The organism is Pseudomonas sp. GP01-A4, from assembly GCF_058780865.1.
In genome coordinates, this window is the sequence record NZ_JBYSWF010000041.1 from 40,010 (window position 1) to 64,628 (window position 24,619).

17 protein-coding genes and 1 pseudogene are annotated in these 24,619 nt (G+C 59.8%); 11 read left to right on the plus strand and 7 right to left on the minus strand.

All coding sequences use genetic code 11. The features are described from left to right. The first annotated feature begins 95 nt into the window (after positions 1–95). The 3 genes from AC3WKX_RS21775 (at position 96) to AC3WKX_RS21785 (ending at position 5,750) form a co-directional block, all read left to right on the plus strand. Entirely contained in the window at positions 96–4,826 is a 4,731-nt protein-coding gene (locus AC3WKX_RS21775; protein ID WP_492561427.1) for an RHS repeat-associated core domain-containing protein, read from the plus strand. Continuing rightward, positions 4,823–5,203 carry a hypothetical protein gene (locus AC3WKX_RS21780; protein WP_102606198.1) on the plus strand — a complete coding sequence of 127 codons (381 nt, stop codon included), beginning with the start codon at positions 4,823–4,825 and terminating at the stop codon, positions 5,201–5,203. The genes AC3WKX_RS21775 and AC3WKX_RS21780 overlap by 4 nt, the downstream gene beginning before the upstream one ends. Before the next feature lie 133 nt (positions 5,204–5,336). After that, on the plus strand, positions 5,337–5,750 hold the full coding sequence (locus AC3WKX_RS21785) for a hypothetical protein (RefSeq protein ID WP_102606197.1): 414 nt from the start codon (positions 5,337–5,339) through the stop codon (positions 5,748–5,750). A gap of 164 nt (positions 5,751–5,914) precedes the next feature. Here AC3WKX_RS21785 and feaR read toward each other — a convergent pair whose 3' ends face one another. From feaR to AC3WKX_RS21800, 3 genes are all read right to left on the minus strand, one after another. Further along, positions 5,915–6,868, minus strand: a complete 954-nt coding sequence (feaR, locus tag AC3WKX_RS21790) for a transcriptional regulator FeaR (protein WP_003219901.1) — start codon at positions 6,866–6,868, stop codon at positions 5,915–5,917. Positions 6,869–6,985: 117 nt separating this feature from the next. Continuing rightward, on the minus strand, positions 6,986–7,570 hold the full coding sequence (locus tag AC3WKX_RS21795; protein ID WP_003219899.1) for a DUF3156 family protein: 585 nt from the start codon (positions 7,568–7,570) through the stop codon (positions 6,986–6,988). After that, on the minus strand, positions 7,551–9,050 hold the full coding sequence (locus AC3WKX_RS21800) for an APC family permease (RefSeq protein WP_102606196.1): 1,500 nt from the start codon (positions 9,048–9,050) through the stop codon (positions 7,551–7,553). The genes AC3WKX_RS21795 and AC3WKX_RS21800 overlap by 20 nt, the downstream gene beginning before the upstream one ends. Before the next feature lie 216 nt (positions 9,051–9,266). Between AC3WKX_RS21800 and AC3WKX_RS21805 the strand changes: the two genes are divergently transcribed. After that, a complete protein-coding gene (locus tag AC3WKX_RS21805; RefSeq protein ID WP_102606195.1) occupies positions 9,267–10,595 on the plus strand; it encodes an alginate export family protein in 1,329 nt (442 codons plus the stop codon). A gap of 173 nt (positions 10,596–10,768) precedes the next feature. On the opposite strand, the pseudogene AC3WKX_RS21810 reads toward AC3WKX_RS21805, so the two are convergent. Together AC3WKX_RS21810 and AC3WKX_RS21815 are read right to left on the minus strand one after the other, a co-directional pair. Next, positions 10,769–11,245 (minus strand): annotated as a pseudogene (locus AC3WKX_RS21810) (flavin reductase family protein); the annotation flags it as partial. 59 nt (positions 11,246–11,304) lie between these two features. Continuing rightward, positions 11,305–12,474, minus strand: coding sequence for a p-hydroxyphenylacetate 3-hydroxylase oxygenase component (locus tag AC3WKX_RS21815; protein WP_087694959.1), 1,170 nt, complete (start codon positions 12,472–12,474; stop codon positions 11,305–11,307). A 229-nt stretch (positions 12,475–12,703) separates the two neighbouring features. On the opposite strand from AC3WKX_RS21815, the gene AC3WKX_RS21820 reads away from it, so the two are divergent. The 5 genes from AC3WKX_RS21820 (at position 12,704) to AC3WKX_RS21840 (ending at position 17,479) form a co-directional block, all read left to right on the plus strand. Then, the gene (locus AC3WKX_RS21820; RefSeq protein WP_102606193.1) at positions 12,704–14,191 is read left to right on the plus strand and encodes an aldehyde dehydrogenase family protein; all 1,488 of its coding nucleotides are present in this window, start codon (positions 12,704–12,706) and stop codon (positions 14,189–14,191) included. 320 nt (positions 14,192–14,511) lie between these two features. Further along, complete coding sequence (locus AC3WKX_RS21825) at positions 14,512–15,048, plus strand: DUF3833 domain-containing protein (RefSeq protein WP_102606192.1); 537 nt, start codon at positions 14,512–14,514, stop codon at positions 15,046–15,048. Between the two features lie 17 nt (positions 15,049–15,065). Continuing rightward, on the plus strand, positions 15,066–15,371 hold the full coding sequence (locus tag AC3WKX_RS21830) for a DUF6482 family protein (protein ID WP_102606191.1): 306 nt from the start codon (positions 15,066–15,068) through the stop codon (positions 15,369–15,371). Next, complete coding sequence (locus AC3WKX_RS21835; RefSeq protein WP_173883070.1) at positions 15,368–16,909, plus strand: cryptochrome/photolyase family protein; 1,542 nt, start codon at positions 15,368–15,370, stop codon at positions 16,907–16,909. Before AC3WKX_RS21830 ends, AC3WKX_RS21835 begins: the two co-directional genes overlap by 4 nt. Positions 16,910–17,014: 105 nt before the next feature. After that, positions 17,015–17,479 carry a hypothetical protein gene (locus AC3WKX_RS21840; RefSeq protein ID WP_003219875.1) on the plus strand — a complete coding sequence of 155 codons (465 nt, stop codon included), beginning with the start codon at positions 17,015–17,017 and terminating at the stop codon, positions 17,477–17,479. Positions 17,480–17,638: 159 nt separating this feature from the next. Here AC3WKX_RS21840 and AC3WKX_RS21845 read toward each other — a convergent pair whose 3' ends face one another. Beyond that, a complete protein-coding gene (locus AC3WKX_RS21845) occupies positions 17,639–19,744 on the minus strand; it encodes a TonB-dependent receptor family protein (protein WP_087694964.1) in 2,106 nt (701 codons plus the stop codon). A gap of 439 nt (positions 19,745–20,183) precedes the next feature. Between AC3WKX_RS21845 and AC3WKX_RS21850 the strand changes: the two genes are divergently transcribed. Both AC3WKX_RS21850 and AC3WKX_RS21855 read left to right on the plus strand, forming a co-directional pair. Next, the gene (locus AC3WKX_RS21850; protein ID WP_003219870.1) at positions 20,184–21,371 is read left to right on the plus strand and encodes an acyl-CoA dehydrogenase family protein; all 1,188 of its coding nucleotides are present in this window, start codon (positions 20,184–20,186) and stop codon (positions 21,369–21,371) included. A gap of 22 nt (positions 21,372–21,393) precedes the next feature. Further along, positions 21,394–22,482 (plus strand): sigma-54 interaction domain-containing protein, encoded by a 1,089-nt coding sequence (locus AC3WKX_RS21855; RefSeq protein WP_003219869.1) that lies wholly within the window; start codon positions 21,394–21,396, stop codon positions 22,480–22,482. Between the two features lie 35 nt (positions 22,483–22,517). On the opposite strand, the gene AC3WKX_RS21860 is transcribed toward AC3WKX_RS21855, so the two are convergent. Then, entirely contained in the window at positions 22,518–24,323 is a 1,806-nt protein-coding gene (locus tag AC3WKX_RS21860; protein WP_008431180.1) for an ABC transporter ATP-binding protein, read from the minus strand. Positions 24,324–24,619: the final 296 nt, after the last annotated feature.

A 24,619-nucleotide genomic window follows, 5' to 3' on the forward strand; every position in this document is an offset into this window, starting at 1 on the left:
CAGCGCGAGGGAACGCCGATGTTTTTTTCGATTAATGCCCTGCCCGATGGGGCTGCCTCTTGAATCCCGCCATAGGCTTTCTGGTGGTGGCGGCGATGGACCCGAAGACGCGCGACGTCGATGGGGTTCTCAACGACTTCACACATTGCCTGAACACCTACGACGCGTGGGCCGAGAGCTTCTGGAGCTTTTCGGCACTGGATGTCGAGCAGGTGTTCAAGGTCGGCGACGAGGTTTCGCTGGTCGCGCCCATCACCCGTTCCCTGTATCCCGCCAGCACCGTCGCGACCTGCAAGGCCAACTCACCGTTGACCCTGGTGCACATGTTCCAGAGCACACGGTTCGTGCCCATCGGCAATACGCCGGTGATGCTGCAGGAAGTCGCGCAAGACGGTGGCGCCCTCGGCGACCCCATCCATAAAACCATCGGCCCCAGCGGCATTCTCGAAGTCACCGAGTGCACCGTCGACCGGCAGTACCGGGTCAGTTTTTATCCCAACGTTTCCCAGGATCACGTCAAGGCACTGTATGCCTCCTACCAGTCCGAGATCAGCTCGCTGGAAGGCAACCTGCGCGGTCAGTGGACGAGCACGTTCAAGCCGATATGGGAGAGCTATTCCAAGGCGGGTTATGGCGAGCGCTACACCTCGCTGCAACTGGCTTATGCGCGGGGCTTTGAAAACGTGCTTTACGACCTCTGGGACGGTATTGCGCAGCTGTACCAGTGGTTGGCAGACATCAAGCCCAACAGCGAAAAGCTCCTGCAGTACCTCTCCCAAGCCGAGCTTGGAGCGCTCCTGAAGCTCAGTCATGAGGCGATTGCCAAAGGATTGTTGATTCTCAGCGACGAGCCGCTGCTGTTCATCTACCTGTCCGCGATGGTCAGTTGGATGCGCATGCTGCCGCCGCACTACATGTTCGAGTTGCTGGGGGAAATCACCACCGAGGTGTTGCTCAACCTGCTGTTGCTGTGGGCTACCGGCGGTATGGGTGTGGCGGTACGGCTGGGCGCGCAGGTGCTGGGCAAGGTCAAGTCCGAGCGGGCACGGGAGTGGTTGGAACAGATTGCCAAGCTGGGCGGTACGGCCCCGCTGGATAGGCATACGGAGGTGCTTAAGCCGTTATCGCTTCAGAGTCATGCAGTGCCGGTCAAGGCTGCGGCGGTGCCGTTGAAGGCTGGCGTGGACGAGATATCCAACCCGGCACCGATGGTGCGGGAGCCGAAGACGGCGCGCACGGCGTTGGTGAAGCAGGAGCCTGTGGATGATGTGCCTGCTTCGGCGAAAAATCCCAATGGAGATGCTTCGGTCTGTTCGGCGAATACCTGTACCAATGGCTGCCCGGTTTCGATGGTTACCGGTGAAGAGCTGCTGACCCTTACGGATGGCTCGTTGGAGGGTGTGCTGCCGTTTGCCTGGACGCGGTTGTATCGCAGCAGTGCCGTGGAAGTGGATTGCGGGTTGGGGTTTGGCTGGAGTCATGCGCTGGCTCAGCGCTTGGTGGTGAGCGGCGGATCGGTGGTGTGGACCGATCACGAAAACCGCAGCACCACGTTTCCCCTGCCCTCTGCTGCACGACCGGCGATCACCAATAGCCTGGCGGAAGCGGCGATTTATCTGGGTGCTTTGCCGGATGAATGGGTGCTGGCTCAGGCGTCGCTTTTCTACCACTTCCGTGACGGTGTGCTGACGGCGATCAGCGATGCGTATGACAACCGACTGCGCATTGCTCGCGATTATTCCGGGCGGATTCAGCGGATCGATAACCATGTTGGCCAGGGATTGCTGCTGCGGTATGAGCGCGGCCATATCGTTGCCGTCGACTATCAGGTGCAGCGGGAACTCGGCTGGGTTACCGAGCAGAACGTTGTTTCCTACACGTACGACGATGCCTGGCGGTTGATCGAAGCGACCAACGCTGTAGGAGAAAGCGAGCGTTATCGGTACGACGATCAGCAGGTGATCCTGGAGCGGGAACTGGCCGGTGGGGCGAGTTTCTTTTGGGAGTGGGAACGGTCTGGCAAGGCGGCGCGATGTGTCCGGCACTGGGCCAGCTTTTCGCAGATGGACACGCGGTATGTGTGGGATGACAACGGCACGGTCACCGTACACAACGCCGATGGCAGCCAGGAAGTCTACGTCCACGACCAGCGCGCACGGCTGGTGCAGCGGATCGATCCGGACGGCGCGCAGCACTTCAAATCCTACGACGAAAAAGGCCGGCTGACGGTCGAGCAGAATCCACTGGGGGCGGTGACGGCGTATCAGTACGACGAAGCCGGTCGGTTGATTGCGCTGTTTCCCGGTGACGATACGCCGACGTCCTACGAGCATGACAACGGGTTCGTACGGGTTGTGCGCCGTGGTGACGCGGTGTGGAAATACCAGCGTAACGACCAGGGCGATATCACCCGCAAGACTGATCCGGACGGCAATTACACCGAATACACCTACACCCAACACGGAAAGCTCACGGGTGTTTGGTATCCGGATAACAGCAGCCAGCGGCTGATCTGGAACGAACGCGGCCAGCTCATTGAGGAAAAACTGGCGAATGGCGGTGTGCGGCGTTATCGCTATGACGAGCTGGGGCGGCAGGTGGCTTGCGAGGATGAGCATGGCGCACTGACCCAGTATCAGTGGGACGCCGTGGGTCGTTTGCTGAAAGTGATTCAGCCGGGCGGCGCCACACGCGAATTCAGCTACAACCCGTACGGAAAAATCACTGCTGAGCGCGACGAGTTGGGCCGCGTCACCCGCTACGAATACGCCGATGGTTTGCACCTGATCAGCCGTCGGATTAATCCGGACGGCACGCAGCTCAAATACCGTTATGACAATGTTCGGCTGTTACTCACCGAGATCGAAAATGAGGTTGGGGAAACCTACCGGCTTGAGTACCACGCCAACGGCCTGATCCAGCAGGAAACCGGGTTTGATGGCCGCCGCACCGCCTATGTCTACGACCTCGCCGGGCATCTGCTGGAAAAGACCGAATACGGCGATGACGGCAGTCAGTTGGTTACCGGTTATGCGCGCGATGCTGCCGGTCGCCTCGTAAGAAAAACCCTGCCCGACCGCAGCATTGTCGATTACACCTACGACCGCCTCGGCAATCTCCTCAGCGTCGACGACGGTCATTGGCCGCTGCATTACGAATACGACCTGCAAAACCGCCTCACCGCCGAACACCAGGGCTGGGGCACGTTGCGCTATGGATACGACGAATGCGGCCAACTCGAAAAACTACGCCTTCCGGATAACAACCGCCTCACCTTTCACCACGACAAAGGCGGCGACCTCGCCACCGTCGAACTCAACGGTAACCTGCTCACCTCGCACCTGTTCAAATCCGGCCGCGAACACCAACGCCAGCAGGGCCAACTCCTCAGCCACTACCACTATGACGACCAGGGCCGCCTGCACGCCCACGCCATCACCCAACAGGAACAACGCTACCAGCGCCGCCAATACAACTACGACAAACGCGGCAACCTGACCCGCATCCTCGACACTCGAAAAGGCCAGCACGACTACCACTACGACCCGCTCGACCGCCTGACCCGCGCCAACCACTCGCACGACCTGCAGGAACGCTTCGTCCACGACCCGGCGGGCAACCTGCTGATGCAAGACCGCGTAGGGCCCAGCGTCGTCAAAGGCAATCGGCTCTTGATGCAAGGCGACCGTCATTACGACTACGACGCCTTCGGCAACCTCCTGCGCGAACGCCGGGGCCGCGCTCAACAACTGGTCACCGAATACCGCTATGACTGCCAGCACCGCCTGATCGGCGTCACCCAACCAGACGGCACACGGGCCAGCTACCGCTATGACCCGTTTGGTCGGCGCATCGCCAAAACGATAAAAAGCCAAACCACCGAGTTCTTCTGGCAAGGCGACACGCTGATTGCCGAACACAGTGCTGATCACCACCAAAGCTATATCTACGAACCCAACAGCTTTCGCCCATTAGCGCTGCTGAAAGGCTACGGCCCGGAAGACGTAAAACCCTTCCACTACCAACTCGACCACCTGGGCACGCCACAAGAACTCACCGCATCCGATGGCGAAATAGTGTGGTCAGCGCACTACCGCGCCTACGGCCAAATCGCGAAGCTGGACGTCAACACCGTTACCAACCCACTGCGCTTCCAGGGCCAATACTTCGACCCGGAAAGCGGGCTGCACTACAACCGTCATCGCTACTACAATCCGGACATTGGCCGCTACCTGACGCCTGATCCGGTGAAACTGGCGGGCGGACTGAACGGATACCAGTACGTGCCCAACCCGACCGGATGGGTGGATCCGTTGGGGTTGAATACCTGTCCGGGTGGGGATGGATGCAAGCCTGAAACCAAAGCTGAAGATCCATCAGGAATATCTAAGGTTGATGAGGGTACGCCCTCAACTCCCGCGCCAGAAAAAAAGCAGGAATATCTGTATCGAGGTGATTTGAGACATCCAGATGAAATTTTCAGAGACGGGTTTGAAAGTAGAGGAGAGAGCACAAATCTCTATTTACACTCTTTGAATAACGCCAGCCCTCCTAGCAATTTCGTGCCTACTTCCACATCAAGGAAAAGAGCACTGGTCTTTGCCTCGGGACATGGATTTGATGAGGGATTCCTTTATACCCTCAAAAAGATTCCTGGGAGGGATGTCAATAAGGAACTAGGCGACCGCTCCAAATACAAATATGAATTAGAAATCGCCATTCCCAAACGTATCGACACTAAAGATATTTTGGGTGCTTCACCGGTAAACGATGACGGCACTTACAAAGGATACACACTACTAAATCCGAACAGAGGTTACCCATGAAATCACGTGAAATCACCATAATCAGAGATAACGTTCGTGAAAGTGCAACAGTTGAATACGACGGGGGGAAGCCGACCCTTACTCTATCATTAAACAACGGGGTCAGAAAATCCTACAGCGCCATAGATCTATACGAAAGCTTCGGTCTGGCAAGAATGGACTTCAAGGATATAAAGTTCTTGTGTAAGGGCGCAAAAATTAACGTACACACATCTGGAATGTCATCACACATGTCAAATGGATTGGTAGCTTACGAACTCACCATGGGCAAACCTGAAGGCGAGCTAGTTCACATTTTTTCTCCCGAAGAAAACGACTTAACCAATGACATACAAGAACAGCATGATTTTTGCGAGCGCTGGGCAACTTCATGTTAGTCGCAAAATAAAGCGGCGCTGGTCAAGGTTGCGGGGAGTTCACACGCAGATTCGGTCTGATCAAACTCTGAAAGCTCAGGACTGGTCTATTTTTTCAATACGACATCATGGATCCCAATTAGAAATCGTCATAATGAAAACCCAAAAAATCTGCGTACTAATAGAAAATAAAAAAGTCGAAATCACCGTAAGATATGATGCAGCCAAATGCCTGATGAAACTCTCAGAATCTGAAACCCCACAGAGAATCTATGGTGGAAGAGATCTCTATGTCTGCCTTGCAAAAATCAGAGCCGATCACCCCCGCATCGCATTTCTTTGCAAGGGCGCGAGATTAAACGTGATGCCTTCAAGGATGGCATCCCAAATGAGTGCAGGGCTTGTCGCTTATCAAATGACGATGGGCAAACCCGCCCTCCCAGAGGATATAGTTCACATTTTTGATTACGAAGAGGAAAACCTCACAAATGACCCACAAGAGCAAATTACTTTTTTTAAAACCTGGCTTGCATCGTTAAGCGCTGAAAGATACGAAGATTTCAACTAAGCGATTAGTACATTCTCACCTTTCGAATAACGGAAGAACAGCCAGTTGGAAAGTTCAGCATATTCGGAACATTCCAGCATGTAGGGTGCCTAAAAAATCGACATCGCAGGCAAGCCAGCTCCCACAGTTGAGCTGTGTACGTCAATGAAATGCCTGCCAACCCCCTATCCCACCTGCTGCAACCGCCCCGCCCGAAAATCCTTCGGCGACACTTCAAACTGCTTCTTGAACGAGCGACTAAAGTGCGCCGAATCCGTAAACCCCCACTTATACGCAATCGATGTAATCGACTCACTGCGCAAAAACGGATTGGTCAGATCATCCGCACTGCGCTTCAACCGCGCCCGCTGGATATACCGGCACACGCTGTCATCCTGTTCCTCAAACAACCGGTACAAATGCCGCACCGAGATGTTCAACCGACTCGCCAACCCCACCGGGCTAAGCCCTGGCTGGGTCAATGACTCATCAATCACCTTCTGCACATAGCTGCGCAGATTGCTGCCCTGCAACCCGCCACAATCATCGCGCTCATCGTCTTCCTGCTCAAACGCCGACCCCAGCAGCGAGACAAACGCCGACTGCAACGCCTGCCCTTCCCCGACCGCGCCTTCGCCGTTCAGTGCGTCTTTGCACAGTTGATCCATCAACACATGCAACATGCGCCCGCAGGCTTTGCTCGAGGAGATTTTGCCGAAGGTCTTGGGCTGGTTGCCGAACTGTTTGCACACCTCTGCGCGGGACAAGGACAGGGACGCGTGTTCGATCAGCCCGAACGGGGTGATGTCGATGGAGCCCACCGAGTCCATCAATAACAGTTCGCCGGGGGCAAGCTGGAAGCTCTGGCCGTTTTGGGTGATCTGGCAGTAGCCGCTGCGCTGGCTGACGAGGAAGCAGTGTTGGTCGTCATCGTGGTCGGCTCGGGCCTTGGGGCGCTTGATCAGGCCGGCGTTGGTGCGCAGGCTGGCCAGGGGCAAACCGCCGCGGGAAAAGGTGCTGATGCTGCCGATGAACAGCGAGCGGTTGAAGGCCAGTTCTGTGTCGAAGTGACCGCAAACCGCGCGCAGATCCCGGGTCCAGAGGTCCAGCCCGTCTTGCCCAATCTGTTGCATGCTCATGGTTGTTTCCACCTTGGCTTTTTGTTTTTGTCGGGCAATAGTTAACATGTTATCTATATGCGCGCAACAAGTACGTGTCTGCCAAGGTGGTTGCACTATTGATGCCAAATACTGCGGTCAGTGGGCCTGCAAGGCGCGCTGGAAACCGTTCAAGGCGTCCAGCAGCCAGGCGCGTTGCACACTGCTCAAGGCGATGTAGCGACGGAACGCCGGCATGCGGTTGACCACCTCGCTGCCGCCCATATGCTCAAGCCGCACACACCACTGGTGATCCACCAGGTCGATGCGCAGGCGCTTGAAGTCCAGCGGCATCAAGGCGCGATGCAAGGCGCTGCCCTCCTGCAATTGCGTGTGCAAAATGCCTGAAACCTCCTTGTCGCCCGACCGCTGTCGACAGCGGATTCCGGTGCGTCGAACGGCCCCGGTGTGGTGCAGTTCGAAGCTCGCCGTGCCCTGCTGCGAGGCAGGGATGCGCAGTACGAATTCGGTCATCACCAGGTGCATCAACAGCTGCGACTCGGTGCGTTCGACGATCTCCAGTTGCAGCCCGAGATTGTCCAGGGAAACCCGGGCCGTCGTCGGTCCACACACCTCATAACCGGCCAGGCCGAGGTTACGCCGCAGGTGTTCCAGCGTAACGCCGGGTCGATACCCGGCAGGCGCGCGCCGGGCGCTGAACAGCTCAGACAGTTTTTGCAGCATGGCTGATATACCCGTTGTGCGGCTGGCCCGGCTCATGGGCGAACTCCTTGGCCAACACCTCTTCCACCGAGGCGGGCCTGAATGGATTGACCTTCTGCACAACCAGCGTCCAGAACAGCGCGTACGCCGCCGTGCACCCGAGCATTACGCCAAAGGGAATGTAGATGTCGGCGGGGTTCATGCCCGGCGGGGTGATAAACCACATGCCCAGCAGGATGCCGATGCTCGACAGAATCTGCGGCAGCGGAAAGAACGGCGAACGGTAGGCGCGAGGCAGATCCGGACGGCGAATCCGCAGGATCACCACCGACAGCGTCACCAGCAGATAAGCAAAGCTCCAGGCACACACGGCCGCCAGCACCAGGTGCATGATGTTGTCGGTGTTGCCGCCCAGGTACAGCGCGTGCAGGCACGGAATCAGCATCGCCACCAGAATGCACAGCAACGGTGTCTTGAAGCGCGGGTGCAGGTAGGTGAAGACCTTGGGCAACGCGCCGTCGACCGCCATGCCGTACAGGATCCGCGGCACACCGGCCATCAAGGTGTTGATGGTCGCAGCACCGGCAAACAGGAAGCCGATGCCCAGCCACATCGGGCCGATACTGCCCATCACCTGCTCGGCGAATTTCGGGATGGCCATCGGCGTATCCAGCAGGTGCACGCCGCCCGCCGCGTCGATCAATACGTTTTCCACCTGGCGTTTCATGGCCGCGCCATAGATGAACATGCACGTGGCCACCCCCAGCAGTCCCAGCACCATCGCCTTGGGCATCACCTTGGCCGAGTTGCGCAGGTCCGGCGCCAGCGGCGTGACGAATTCGCAGCCGACGAACATGAACATCGCCATGCCCACCAGCGAGAGGATGGTAATCAGGTCGGTACCGACCAGGGATTCACCGAACCAGCCGTCCAGCTGCACCGCCGGGGCTGCGATCAGGCCCAGCACGCCAAACACCATCAAGGTGGTCCACATGCCGAAAGTGAGGATGATCTCGGCCCGGCCGAACGCGCTGACGCCAAACGCATTGAGCACCCCGAACACAATCACGAAGCCCACTCCCAGCAACCACGAACCGCCGGCGGATTCCGCCAGGGTGTTGAGGTGCTCGAAGTTCACCAGCGCCATCACGCCGGAGAGGATGGTTTCGGCGGTACCGGCAAACACATGCACGATCAGGTACGCCGACAAGGTGCCGGTGATCGCAAAGAACCGGCCCATGCCGCAATTGATGTAGTCGTAGACCGAGCCGGTGGTGGGCAGGATCGAGGCGGCTTCGGCGAAGGTGGTCGCCTGGGCCAGCATCATCACCACCGCGATCAACATCGCCACCGCAAAGGCGCTGCCGCCGATGCCAAACCCCATGGTCGCGGTGAGGATCACCGGGCTGGCCATGATCAAGCCAATGGTGCTCGCCAGCGCGGTTGGAAAGCCCACCGTGCCGCGTTTCAAATGTTCGGTGAGCCGGTCGTTGATCGACATGGTGCAGATCCTCAAGAAGCGGATTTTTAGAAGTATTGGCACTCTGCGCCCGCCCTGGCTGATCGTCTTGCTCCTGGCTGCCGCCGGTTTTGTTGCTGCCTGCCACTGCTGCGCCACTGGCGGCCTGGGACAATTTCCTGGCACGCAGGGGAAAGACTTGGCCCGGTGGCGCTCGCCCTAATGCTCCCTCAATTCACCTTGTTGGGGACTATAACAATGCAGCACACACAACAAACCCGTCACCTGTACAGGGCCATCAGCCTGGGCATCGCGCTGATGATCATCGACTCATCGGCCCAGGCGTTCGAGCTGTATGCCGATGACGACACTCAGGTCACCGGCAACTTCCTGGCGATGTACGGGATGTTCAACAGCCGCAAGAACTACGACGGCACCACCGGCGGTTCCACCTGGCGTGAAGGTTTTATCAAGTATGGCTTGAGCGTCGACCAGCGCTTCGGCGCCCTGGGCAGCGTGTATGGCACGGCCAACCTGGTCAGCTCGGGCACCTGGGGTGATGGCGATGCGTCGGGCGTGACCACCGGCAGCGAGCGCACCACCAAGTTCGACGAAGCCTTCGCCGGCTGGCGCTCGGGGGAACTGTTTCCGGCACTGGGCAAGGATGGTGTGGACCTGTCGTTCGGCCGCCAGGTCATCATGCTCGGCGACGGTTTCATCATCAACGATGACGGCCCGAACTTCGGCAAGGGCGTGGATGACGGCAAGTTCAACCGGGGCGGCGCCTACTACATCGCCGCCCGGCATGCCTTCGATCAAACCGCGGTGCTACGCCTGGGTGGCAAGGACGGCGTGCATGGCAGCGTAATGTGGATCAAGTCCGACAACCGCGCCCAGGCCAACACTGAAATGGCTGCCGGCACCCTGGACTACACCGCCGCGCCCGGCACCCTGGGGTTGACCTATATCCACGGCATCAGCGTCGACGACCGTTATGCCAATGACCTGCAAAAACAGCGCGCCGGGATGAACATCTACAGCCTGCGGGGCGCCGGTAATGCCGGGATCGAGAACGCGCACTTTTCCTTTGAATACGCCTGGCAGGACAAGGACGCCGGCCCGGAAAAGGCCTGGTACACCGAAGGCGGTTATACCTTCGCCGCGCTGCCGTGGTCGCCGGACCTGACCTACCGCTACAGCCGCTATTCGAAAAACTGGGATGCGATGTTTTCGGGCTTCAACCGTGGCTACGGCACCTGGGTGCAGGGCGAGGTGGCCGGCAATTATTCGGGGCCGTTCAATACCAATACTGAGGTGCAGCATGTGGCGTTGAAGGTCAAGCCGCTGGACAGCGTCACCCTGGGCGCGCTGTTCTTCGACTACAAGACGTTGAGCAAGGGCGGCATGCTCAACCTCGATGGGCGCGAACTGGACCTGTACGCGGAGTGGGCGGTGAACGAACACCTGATCGTCACGCCACTGCTGGGTTTGTACAAGCCCAACAAGGATGAGAGCAACGGCGGCAACCAGGTGGGTGGCAATGGCACCAATCTCTATAGCCAAGTCACCGTGGCCGTGCCGTTCTAACACAGATGCAATGAGCTACCGAGATCACATGTGGGAGCGGGCTTGCTCGCGAAAGCGGTGTGTCAGTCGCCAGATGTATTGGCTGACACTCCGCATTCGCGAGCAAGCCCGCTCCCACATTGAACCTGCTTCAGCCTTCGATAGAGGTGTTCGCCCTACGGTTGCCGCTCCTCGATCCGCGCATACGCCCCCTGGTGATAGAGCAACGGCGCACGACCAAAATCATCGAAAGCCACCACCTTGCCAATCATGATCCAGTGATCGCCACCATCCACCTGCTGGTACTTCTCGCAGTGAAACCGCGCCGAGCAATCAGCGAAGACCGGCGAACCGCCCTCTCCGGGCTCGAATTCGATTTCGGCAAAGCGATCGTCCCTGGGCCGGGCGAAGTTGTTCGACAGGTGGATCTGGTCGGCCGCCAGCACGTTGACCGCAAAATGGCTGGCCTGCTCGAACACCTCGTGGCTGTTGGAGCGTTTGTCGATGCTCCACAGCACCAGCGGCGGGTCCAGGGACACCGAGTTGAAGCTGTTGGCGGTGACACCCACTTTGCGCCCGCTGGCATCAGCGGCGGTGACCACCGTGACACCGGTGGCAAAGTTGCCCAGGGCCCGGCGAAAGGCCCGTGGGTCGAAACTGTTATCAGACATGCAAGACTCCCGGACTGCATCAACGCGCAGTCCTGATGGTTGTGATGGCCGGGTCGGCGTCAAATCATGCTCGGATCAGGCTCGAGCCCCATCAGCTCACGCCCCAGGATCTGCGCGCACACGTCGTAATCGGTGTACGCATGGGCGCCGGTCATATGGGAATCGCGGAACAGACGCTGCATCTCGTTGTGCTCGAACCACGCATTGCCACCGGCGGCCTCGAACAAGCGGTCCACCGCCTGGATGCACATCTTGGTGGCGTACGCCTGGTTGGTACGCCAGAACGCCAGGGTCTCGCGGCTCGGGTAACGGTGCTGTTCGCTGTGTTCGGCGTGTTCCTGCCAGGTCTTTTCCAGGAACGCCCGGGCGGCGGCCACCTGGTGTGTCGACTCGGCCAGGCGCATCAACGCCGGAGTCGCCGCCCCCACTGCCGCGCCGGTGTAGGCACGTACGCGGGTCCTGGTTTTTTCGCGGAATACTTCGAGCATGCGCTCGGCCACGCCCAGGCTCACGGTGGAGAAACCGCTGGCGAAATACGGGCGATACGGCGAGTAGAAAATCTTGCTGTCGGGGTACAGACCGAAGCCGGCGGACTTGCCTTCCATCATGTCCTTGGCTTTCTGGATGCGGTGTTCTGGCACCCGCACGTTGTCGATGATCAGGGTCTTGGTGCCGCTGCCTTTCATGCCGGCGGCGAACCAGTCATCGCGAATCTGATAGTCGCTGCGCGGCAGTACCGCGAAGCAATAGTCCTGGGTGCCCTCGGCGTTTTTACGGCGGAAGCCGACAATCGCCCACTCGGCATGATCGCAACCGCTGCTCCAGCCCATTTCACCGCTGAACAGCACACCGCCCTCAACTTCTTCAGTGCGGCCAAACGGCGCGATGCTGCTGCTGGCGGTGGCATTCGGGTTATCGCCCCAGACTTCCTGCTGCAACTTGGCGGGAAACAACGCCAGTTGATGGCTGTGGGTGCACAACAGGCTCATGGCCCAGGCGGTGCTGGCACAGGCGCCGGCCAGCAATGCGATGCAGTCGGCAAACTGCGGCAGGGAGATTTCCATGCCGCCGAAGGGTTTGGGTTGAAAGGCACGGTGCATGCCGATGCTCTTGAGCAGCGCAATGTTCTCGTCGGGAACCTTGCGGTCCTGCTCGGCCTGGAAGGCGTTGGCAGCGATGGTCGGCAGAATCGCCTTGAGATCTTCGAGGAGCGGGTTTGGCTTTTTCATGGACGGCCCTGCTTATTATTGGATGTCCGGCTGGCGTTCAAACTCAACGAACGGCGCTGGATGTGGGGCCAGTATGGGGCGGGCGCCCCCCCCGGAAAATGCACCTTCCACAGCCAAGATTGCACTTTCCACAGGCCTGGCAGCCACAGACATATCGCCCGGCAGGCACAGACAAGCCTGGCCCGGCGGCGCTGGTTACCCTCGGGCTTTTGCGAGCAAGGAAAATCCCATGAGCGATATTGCGCTGCTGCCTGAAGTCCAGGCCTTCCTCCGTCGAAGCCATGCCTTGTTTATCGACGGCGGGTACGTCCAAAGCCATTCCGGCCAGGCTCTGGAAGTGATCAACCCGGCCACCGGCGAGGTGATCGCCCAGGTTGCCGATGCGGACCTGGCCGATATCGACACAGCGGTGGAATCGTCCCGGCGTGGCTTCCGGCAATGGGCCCAGGTCGCCCCTGCCATTCGCGGCAATGTGCTGCTGAAACTCGCCGACCTGCTGGAGCAACATCGCGAAGCACTGGCGCAGATCGAAACCTGCCAGTCGGGCAAGATCATCCAGATTTCCCGGGCCTTCGAGGTCGATCAGGCAGCGCACTTCCTGCGTTACTACGCCGGCTGGGCCACCAAGATCAGCGGCCAGACCCTTACCCCGTCACTGCCCTCCTTCGCCGGCGAACGCTACACCGCGTTCACCCTGCGCGAACCGGTGGGCGTGGTAGTGGGCATCGTGCCGTGGAATTTCTCGACCATGATCGCCATCTGGAAACTCGCCTCGGCACTGGTGACCGGCTGCAGCATCATCATCAAGCCCAGCGAGTTCACCCCGCTGACCATCCTGCGCATCGCCGAACTGGCCATCGACGCCGGCCTGCCGGCGGGCGTGCTGAACGTGTTGACCGGTGGCGGCCATGTGGGCAAAGGCCTGGTGGAGCACCCGGGCACCGACAAGGTCTCGTTTACCGGCTCGGTGCCCACCGGCATCGCCGTGGGCCGCAGTGCCATGGGCGCCGGGTTGACCCGGGCGACCCTGGAACTGGGCGGCAAAAACTCCGCCGGATTCCTGCGGGATGTGGAACTCGACAAGGCGGTCAACGGCATCATCGAAGCCGGCTTCCTGCACTCCGGGCAAATCTGCGCGGCCGCCGAACGCTTCTTCGCCCACCGCTCGCAGATCGAGCCGATCATGGACAAACTGGCGCAACGCCTGGGCCGGTTGAACATCGGCTCGCCGCTGGACGAGCGCACCGAATTCGGCCCGGTGACCAACCGCCAGCACCAACAGAAACTCGAATGGTTTTTCGCCAAGGCCCGGGCCGAGAACAATACGATTGTCCACGGCGGCAAGCTGATCGACGGACCGGGGTGCTATGTGGAGCCCACCGTGATTCTCGCCAACACGATCCACGACACCCTGCTCAACGAAGAGACCTTCGGCCCGATCGCCACGTTTTTCCCCTACGACACCGAGGATGAGCTGCTGGAACTGATGAACAACACGCCTTACGGCCTGAGCGCCAGTCTCTGGACCAATGATCTGAGCAAGGCCCTGCGCATGGTGCCGGCGATCAACGCGGGGACGGTGTGGGTGAACATGCACACGATGCTCGACCCGGCGGTGCCGTTTGGCGGCAACAAGTCTTCGGGGGTGGGACGGGAGTTTGGCGGGGCGTTCATCGAGGATTACACCGAGCTCAAGTCGGTGATGATTCGCTACTGACCGGCATGCGGAGCGCCGGCCGGCTTGAGTGTGTTGATCGTTCCCACGCTCTGCGTGGGAATGCATACCGTGACGCTCCGCGTCACCATTGCGCGAGGCGTCAATGCGGCGGTGCCAGCGGGACGCGGAGCGTCCGAGGCGGCATTCCCACGCAGAGCGTGGGAACGATCATCTGCACCTGGTCCCCTGAGGCTGCATATACCCGTCATAAATGGGCAGGCCGGTAGCCGGTAACATCCTGGTGATGCGCTAAATACCTGTACAAATTTATTATTTTGTACAAGTATCAGCAGTATCAAGCCCTCTCGGGGAGAACCGCAATGACCCGTCTATTGGTTTCGCTGGCCCTGATGTTGGGCCTGAGCAGTTGTGGCAGCGTGGATGTAAAACACTATGCCGACCAGCAACCGCAACTGGACCTGGTGAGCTTCTTCAGCAAGCCCGTCAAGGCCTGGGGCATCTTCGAGAAACGCTCGGGTGAAGTGGCCAAGCGTTTCGAGGTGAATATCGCCAGCCGCCGCGAGGGTGAAAGCCTGATTCTCGATGAGCGCTTTCTATACAGCGATGGTACTCGCCAGCAACGTGTCTGGACCCTCACCCCGGACGGCCCCACCCACTGGCGCGGACGGGCCGGTGATGTGGTGGGCGAGGCCAGGGGCGAAGTGGCGGGCAACGCACTGCGCTGGCGCTACGTCCTGAACCTGCCGGTTGATGGATCCGTCTACGAAGTGAGCCTCGACGATTGGATGTACCTGATGGACGAAGACACGTTGATCAACCGCTCCAGCATGTCCAAGTTGGGTGTGGAAGTCGGCCAGGTGACGTTGTTCTTCCGTCGCCAGTCTTCACAACCCTGACCGGTAAGGAGTGAACCATGAACCTGCAAGCCCTGACCAAACTGGCCACCCAAGGCGCTGTACGCGAAATGGAACTGCTGTCGCTGGAAGGTGGTTTCTATCTGGCGCGCGTAACGCTGGACCACGGCCAGTTCACGCTGCTGGACGAGTCGGCGAAGCCCCTGCACTTTCGCTCGGTCAATCACCTGCGTGACGTGTTGCAGGCAGTCCCTGCGTTTCCCTGCACCCTGGTGCATCAGTGCGTGCATGACGAAATGTGCGGCCGGCGAGAAGGCGCTATCGAGCCACTGCGAACGCCATTTTCCCTGGAAGCGCCGTGGTGACCAAGGCAGTTCGAAACCTGTGCCTGGTGCTGGGCGACCAGTTGTCGTTTGACCTGGCCTCATTGGATGGGCTGGACAGCCAGCGCGATGCGGTCTTGATGGTCGAGGTCATGGAGGAAGCCAGCCATGTGCCCCACCATCCACAAAAAATCGTCCTGGTCTTCAGCGCCATGCGCCATTTTGCCCAGGCGTTGCAGCAGCGTGGCTTGCGGGTGCAGTACGTGCCCCTGGACGATCCGCAAAACACCGGCTCGGTGCCCGGCGAGTTAAGGCGCTGGCAATCGCTGATGCAACCCCGGGAAATACACCTGACCGAATGCGGTGACTGGCGCCTTGAGCAATCCCTGAAGGACTGCGGTTTGCCGATCCAGTGGCATGCCGACCACCGATTCCTGTGCGGCCGTGACGCGTTCGCCGCTTGGGCCAGCGGTAAAAAACAGCTGCGCATGGAGTACTTCTACCGGGAGATGCGCCGCAAGAGCGGGCTCTTGCTCAACGGTGACGGTACGCCAGTGGGCGGTGCCTGGAACTTTGATGCCGACAACCGCAAGGCATTGCCCAAGGGCACCAAGGCGCCCTACCCGGCGCGCTTCAGCTCGGACTCGATCACCCAGAACGTGCTGGCGCTGGTAGGTAAACACTTCAGCAGCCACTACGGTTCCCTCGACACCTTCGATTACCCCGTGACCCACGCCGACGCGCAGGCCCTCTGGGACTACTTTCTGGATTATGGCCTGGCTGGATTCGGTGATTACCAGGACGCCATGGCCAGCGACGAGCCGTTCCTGTTTCACGCCCGTATCAGCGCAGCCCTGAACATCGGCCTGCTGGACCTGCGCCAGCTGTGCAGCGATGTGGAGGCGGCTTATTGGTCGGGCAGCATCGGGCTGAACGCTGCCGAAGGGTTTATCCGCCAACTGATTGGCTGGCGTGAATATGTACGCGGCGTGTACTGGCTGAAGATGCCCGACTATGCCGCAGGCAATGCATTCGGCAACAGCCGCCCGCTGCCGGAGTTCTACTGGACGGGCGAGACGCAAATGAACTGCATGCGCCAGGCGATCGGCCAGAGCCTGAAACATGCCTATGCCCATCACATCCAGCGGCTGATGGTCACCGGCAATTTCGCCCTGCTGGCCGGCATCGTGCCCAGCCAGATATGCGAGTGGTACCTGGCGATCTACATGGACGCGTTCGACTGGGTCGAGCTGCCCAACACCCTGGGCATGGTCATGCATGCGGATGGCGGTTACCTGGGTTCCAAACCTTATTGCGCGAGCGGCCAATACATAAAGCGCATGTCGGACTACTGCCGCGACTGTGCGTACAAAGTCACTGAAAGTACCGCTGACAATGCCTGCCCGTTCAATGCGCTTTATTGGCACTTCCTGATGCGCCACGGCGACCTGCTGCGGGGCAATCAGCGCATGGCCATGCTCTATAAAAATCTCGACCGGATGCCTGAATCCAAGCAGGACGCGCTGTGGGAACGGGGCCAGAGGCTGCTGGCCAAGTTGGATGCAGGTGAAACGCTGTGAAATTTTCCGGCCGCTGCGAATTGTTGTGAAGCCGGTGATAAATGGCCAATTGCCCATGCTAACGTCGGCTTCGATGTCATCCAACTCATTGAGGGAGCAGCGCCGATGTCTACTACCGTAACACCCGCCGGTGGCGGACCGACCACTCAAAAAGCCTCGACGTCGGTATTCGACGACAAGTTGAATATTTCCAAGTCGAGCAAGGTCATCGCCGATTACATGCGCCAAACGGGCAAGTCGGCCATCACCAAGCAAGAGCTTTCGCAATTGGCCAGCAATGCCTCGGGCAAGGTGCCGGCCGATGTGAGCGCTGCGGCCCAGTACATGGAGCGCCATCCCGACGTGTTCACCGCGATCGAAACCCATGATGTGGCCGGTGCCGATAACTTTTCCGGGGTGTGGAACTTCGACTGGGCAGCCAACGGTGGGCTCAATGGCACGGCGACCGATGCCATCGCCAAGATGCAGGACACCTTTGATTTCGCGATCGCCAAGTCGGCGCAGATCACCGAGATCAGCACCGGTAAAAAGGCCGAGCTGGACTCGACCAAACAGCGGCCGCAGAACTAAATTTCCAGCTGCTACAAAAATCCAGTGTGGGAGCTGGCTTGCCTGCGATGCAGGCACCTCGGTGCTTCAGGTACACCGAGGTGATGCCATCGCAGCCTCGCTAAAGCTCGACAGCTCCCACACTGGATTTGCTTTGCTTGTCAGGTCGTTGTGCTGCGATCAAAAGTGAAACGAAACCCCCGTGGTCACGTTGAACGCATCCCCCACATAGAAGTTGGCCGAGTCCTGGCCCTTGGCGTCGTACGCGGTGTTGGTGGCCGTGGCATAGCGCTTGTTGGTCAGATTGCGTGCATCGACGAACACTTCCCACTTCTTGCTAGGGGCCTCGTAGCCCACCTTGGCCCCCCACAACGTATACGACGGCGCACTCAGGGAGTTGGCAAAGTCGACGTAATAACTGGACGCCGCCCGGGCGTTGAGCTGCGCATAGAAACCACTGCCTTGGCGATATTCCAGCTCGGCCTGGTAGACCTGGCGCGGCAGGCCCGGCAGCTGGTTGTCGCCGAACACCGCATCGTTGCGGTAGTGGAAGTCGTTGAAGGTGTAAGCCTGGCGTAGGGTCACGGTGTCGCCATTGCCGCCGTCCCACAGTTGCGCATTCAAGCCGGCTTCGATGCCCTGGTGAATGGTCGCGCTGCCGTTGGAGGTGGCCACCAGTTGGTCCTGGGTGGCCGTCGCCTGGCGTACCACCACCGACAGCAGTTCTTTCTGCACCCACGAGCGGTAGACCGTCAGGCTGCCGTCAAAAATACCGTGGCCGCCGCGGATACCGAACTCCACGGTGTTGGCTTTTTGCGGCCGCACATCACGGATGTATGGTGTGCCGGTGCTGCCCAGCTGCCAGGTAACCGGTGGATCCACCGAGCGGCTGACGTTGCCGAACACTTCGAATTCCGGAGTCAACTGATAGCGCAGGCCAATGCGCGGGGCGACGTCGGTCTCGTCGTATTCAACGCCACTGGGGAACGCGCTGGTGTTGGTGGCGGTGCTGTATTCGATCTGCGCCTTGCGCTTGATATCAATCAATGACAAGCCGGTGGACAGCCACGTGCGGTCATTCAGTTGCAGTTCGTTACCAAGGGAAAACACGGTGTCCCGGGAGCCGGTGTAGTTGGTTTTCTGCTGGGTGATGCCGGTGGCCTTGCTGTGGGATTTCACATCGGCCAGGTACGCCAGCGTATTGCTGAAGGTCACGCTGCTGTCGCTGCGCAGGCCGAAGAAGGTGTCGGCGGTGCGCAGGTAGCGCAAGGTCAGGTTGACGTCCTGGGAGCGCCATTCCTGTGGTGTTGGCGAATAGCGCCAGCCGTTGTCCAGCGGGTAATCGTTGTAGCCCAGGCCGACTTCGAGCTTGGCATTGTCGTCGAAGGTGTAGGTGGTGGTGCTGCCCAGCAGGGTCGAGCCGTCCTTCTTGCGCCCGATGGGCACGAGGTTGCTCGTGGGGTCATGCTTGAGCTGGTATTTGGTCAGGGTGTTGCCCTGGCTAAGGGTTTCTTCCTTGTAGCGAATGTAGAAGCGCGTCTCCAGTTGCGGGCTGAACACGTGGCCGAAGTTGGCAACGATCCCCTGCCCCTTGTTCGGTGTGTTGTCCTGGTAACCGTCACGCTCGTTGTGCTGGATGCTGACGTAATAGTCATTGTCGCCGTCCACGCCACCGGTGCTCAGTTGCTCCTTGCGATAGCCGAAGCTGCCGGCTTCGAAACGCGCGTAGTTGCCCGGATCGGTGCGGCCGGTCTTGCTCACGAAGTTGATCGCGCCGCCCAGGGACAAGGCCGAATAACGGAAGGCGTTGGCGCCATAGAGCACCTCGGTGTGGTCCACGGAAGCCATGTCCAGCATGTCTTCCTGGGTGCCGCCCGGGCCGGTCAACGGCAGGCCGTCATAGAGGAATTTGATCCCCAGCACATAGCCTTGATAGAAGGTGTTGAGGCCCGAACCGCGGATCGAAATCTTGTTCGCGCCCGAGCCGCTGGTGGCTTGGGCGAATACGCCCGGCTGCAACGCCAGCACGTCCTCGGCGTTCGCCGCGCGGCCCTGTTCGATCTTGCGGTTGTCGATCACTGCGGTTTTGCCGGGCACCTTGGACAGTTGCTTCTCGGCCTTTTGCGCTTCGGTGGCTTCGGCACCGGTGACCACTACCGTGGCCAGGGTCGGGTCCGCCTGGGCGGCAAAGGCCGCGCCGTGTATCAACATCAACAGCACGCCAAGGCTGGACGCGGTGGCCAGTGACTCAAAACGACGAGCGCGAGGTTCAAACAGTTGCCGCATGAATTAAATACTCCTGGGGTCTCGAATTAGTTGGAGCATCTATTCGTATAGTCGCGCTCTGTTTCCAACTTTGCAGGGTTCATGCCACGTCCAAGCCTCAATAAACACTGGCCTGCCACTCTTATTAATCGCCACAAGTGCAACACTTTGCTGGTGAAATGTTCGATTCCGGACAATACAAAAACCACCCACAAACACTTATATGCTCAAGCAATAAAAGCATAACGAAAGCCCCGCCCTGCGGGCACAGGACGCAACTGTGCAAATCCCAACAGCCCTCCAACAAAAGTTGCGTATTCGACACTGTCCGCGCCTGCATCCCCGTAAGAAGTCGCAAGTTATCGGCTTATTGTTACTTGGTATGGGTCTTGCTCTATCCATTGCCTGTTGAAACAAATCAGCTCGAGCATTCTCGACTTAAGCAACGAGGTATTCACGCGTGACGGTCAACTTACTCTGCACCCGCAGGACGCCACTGGAGATTGCCCGTGACCTGGCGACCGAGTTCGCGCGCACCGCCGTCGACCGCGACGCCAGCGGCGGTACGCCCAAGGCCGAACGCGACAAACTGCGCAGCAGCGGCCTGTTGTCCCTGAGCATCCCCGGGCAATTCGGCGGGTTGGACGCCAACTGGTCGGAAACCTTCGAGGTGGTGCGCGAATTCGCCCGGGTCGACAGCTCCATCGCCCACGTATTCGGCTTTCATCACCTGATGCTCGCCACCGTCCGGTTATTCGCCACGCCCGCACAATGGCAAACCTGGTTCAGCCTGACGGCCAGCAACAACTGGTTCTGGGGCAACACCCTGAACCCCCTGGACACCCGCACGGTGGTCAAGCGCCACACGGGCTGGCGGGAATTCTCGGGACAGAAGAACTTCTGCTCCGGGGCCAACGACTCGGAAATGCTGATCGCCTCGGCCATCGATGAAAGCGCCGGCGGCAAGTTGCTGATCGCGGCGATTCCCAGCGCCCGCAGCGGGATCATCCTGCACAACGACTGGAACAACATGGGCCAGCGCCAGACCGACAGCGGCAGCGTGACCTTCAAGCGCGTGCGCGTGGAAGAGTCCGACCTGTTGCTGGACCCGGGCCCCCTGAGTACTCCGTTCGCCTGCCTGCGCCCGCTGATTGCGCAACTGCACTTCGCGAATATCTTCCTCGGCATCGCCGAAGGCGCGTTCGAAGAAGCGCGCCAATACACCCTGGAAGAAGCCCGCCCGTGGTTCCGTTCCAGCGCCAGCCACAGCACCCAGGACCCTTACATCCTCAGCCACTACGGCGATTTCTGGGTGGCGCTGCAAAGCACCCGCCTGCTGGTGGAGCGCGCAGGCCAGGTGCTGGACGCGGCATGGGCCAAGGGCTCGGCCCTGACCAGCGAGGAACGCGGCGAAACGGCGATTGCCATCGCCACCGCCAAAGTCGCCGCCAGCCGCAATGGCCTGGAGTTGTGTAGCAAGGTCTTCGAGGTCACCGGCGCACGGGCGACCAACGCCTCGGTGGCCCTCGACAGGCACTGGCGCAACTTGCGCACCCAGAGCCTGCATGACCCGCTGGACTACAAACTTCATGAACTGGGCGAGTGGGCACTGAACGGTACCGCGCCCATCCCGACGTTTTATTCCTGATCTTTTATTCAAAGGGATAACCATGCAACTGCTGACCCTACCGCCCTCGCCCGCCCTTGCCACCTCCATCCGCGCCACCGCGCAGGTGTTTGAAGACCCCAGGTCCAAGGCCTTGCTCAAGCATGTGCAACAAGTCGCGCCGAGCGAAGCCAGCGTGCTGATCATCGGTGAAACCGGCACCGGCAAAGAGTTGGTCGCACGGCATATCCACAACCTCAGTGGCCGCAAGGAGCAGCCATTCGTGGCGGTGAATTGCGGTGCGTTCTCCGAATCACTGGTGGAAGCCGAGCTGTTCGGCCACGAGAAAGGCGCGTTCACCGGTGCCCTCGGTGCCAAGGCCGGCTGGTTTGAAGAAGCCAACGGCGGCACGCTGTTCCTCGATGAAATCGGCGACCTGCCCATGTCGATCCAGGTCAAGCTGCTGCGGGTATTGCAGGAGCGTGAAGTAGTGCGCCTGGGTTCGCGCAAAAGCATTCCGATCAATGTGCGGGTGCTGGCGGCGACCAACGTGCAGCTGGAAAAAGCCATCAACGCCGGGCATTTCCGCGAGGACCTGTTCTACCGCCTGAACGTGGTCAACCTGGAACTCAGCCCGCTGCGGGATCGCCCCGGCGATATCCTGCCGCTGGTGCAGTACTTCATCGACACCTACACCCGCCGCCTCGGCTATGGCGAGATCATCTTGAGCAAGGAAGCCGAGCAACGCCTGGCCACCTACAGTTGGCCGGGGAATATCCGCGAGCTGGAAAACGTCATCCACCACACCCTGCTGATCTGCCGCGACGGCGTGATCCAGGCCGATGACCTGCGCATGTCCAACCTGCGTATCGAACGCCAGGAAGACAGCACCACCGCCCATGACCTGCTCGACCAGGCCTTCCAGAGGCTGTTCGAGGAGCAGATAGAAAACCTCCACGAACAGGTGGAACGCAGCCTGCTCACCGCCGCCTACCGGCTGTGCCAGCACAACCAGGTGCACACCGCCGAGTTGCTGGGGCTGAGCCGCAACGTGACCCGCACCTTGCTGATCAACCTCGGTGAGCTGAAGGTCAACAAGCGCCGCCCGCTGGCCGGTGCCAAGGATGACAGGGTGCTGCACCTCTCGATCTGAACCTGACTGCGCGGCGTACCCGGTACGCCGCTTGGTCACACCACCGCTTCATCCAGCGCATCGCTGAACTGGCGACTCCACAACCGCGCATATTGCCCGCCCTGGCGCAGCAACTGTTCGTGGCTGCCGTCCTCGATCACCCGGCCATTGTCGAACACCAGGATCCGGTCCAGGTGGGCCACGGTGGACAGCCGATGCGCGACCACCAGCACGGTCTTGTCTTCCATGATTTCGTCGAGCTTGTCCTGGATAAAGCGCTCGGTGATCGAGTCCAGGCTGGAAGTGGCTTCGTCCATCACCAGGATCGGCGCGTTTTTCAGCAACACCCGGGCAATCGCAATGCGCTGGCGCTGGCCGCCGGACAATTTGACCCCACGCTCGCCCACCAGCGATTCGTAGCCGTGTTCCATGCTGTCGATAAATTCACTGGCGCCGGCGCGGTGGATCGCCTCGGCGACCTCGTCCATCGAGGCATCCAGGCGGCCGTAATGGATATTTTCGCGAATGCTGCGGTGGAACAGGCCCGGCTCCTGGGGAATCAGGCCGATCTGCTGGTGCAGCGAATGCTGGGTCACCTCGCGCACGTCCTTGCCGTCCACCAGCACCTGGCCTTGCTGCACGTCGTAGAGACGCAGGAGCAAGCTCAGCAGGGTCGACTTGCCGGAGCCCGAAGCACCCACCAGGCCGACTTTCTGGCCGGCGGGGATGACGATATTCAGGTGTTCGAAAATCGAACGGTCACCGCCATAGCTGAAGCCGACATCGCGAAACTCGATATCGCCGCGCTTGACCATCAGCGCCTTGGCGCCGGGTTGGTCGATGACTTCATGGGGGCGGATCAGGGTGCGCACACCGTTGGCGATATTGCCGGTGGCTTCGAAGAATTCGAGAAAGCGTCGCGACAGGTTTTCCACATCGCTGATGATCAACAACGAAAGGCTGGTGGACATGACAAACGCAGCAATGTCGATACGGTGGCTGCGCCACAGGTAGAGCGCCAGCAATAACAAGCCGAGCTTAAGCACTACGCCACAGGAAGCCTGGAACCAGCGAATTTTCTCCATATACCCCAGGGATCGGTAGGCAGCCGCCACCTCCTTGTCGAGGAAAGTGCCGAGGTAACTGTGCTCGAACGCATGGCGCGCAAACAGGCGGATATTGGCCAGGTTGGAGACCGCATCCACCACTTTGCCGGTGCTGGTGCTGCGCGCTGCCGAATACTGTTGCGCCAGAGGATGACTGCGGCGTGCGAGGACGTAGCAGATAGCGATAAACGCCACCGACCAACCCGCCATGAACAACGCCAACAACGGCGATGCGGTCCATAGCAAGGCCGTGGCCAGGCTCAGCGTCACCAGCAGCGGGATCAGGTCGAACAACAAGATGCTCAGGGTCTGATTCACGCCCAGGGTAATTTCCGCCACCCGATGCGCCAGTGCCCCGGCGAACTCATTGCTGATGAAACGATGGGAGTGCTGCTGCAGATAGGCGAACACCACATGCGTCACCGTGCGCCGCTGCAACGGCAAGACGTGGATATGGCAGCCTGCCGATGCACGGGTAAACAGTACCTGGCACACCAGTAGCGCGCTTAGCAGTGTCAGTGGCCATTGCAGCACTTCAAAGGCACGCTCCGCTTCCAGCCCGTTGCTCACGGTGCGGGTGATCTGCCCCAGCCCCCAGGGCGTCAGAATCGAACACACCACCGCGGCGATCTGCAGCAGCAGGATAGCCAGGTACCAACCTTTGAAATGCCCGATGAAATGCCGCACAAACGCCGCCGGCGTCGATGGCAAGTGCTGGACATTCCAGGTGCGAAACAATGAAAAAGACGAACTCATGGCCAATGACATTCCTGAATGACGCCTGTGGCCGCGCAGCTTTCAGGCAAAAAATGGTGAGTGTGATCGTTCCCACGCTCTGCGTGGGAATGCATCCGGTGACGCTCTGCGTCACGATTTTAAGAGCGGACGCAGAGCGTCCAGAGCGGCATTCCCACGCAGAGCGTGGGAACGATCTCAATAGGCAGCAACTGTGCCCCATGAAACAGACAAACATTCCCCTGTGGCGAGGGAGCTTGCTCCCGCTGGAGTGCGAAGCGCTCCCAGGATTTTGGGGCCGCTGCGCAGCCCAGCGG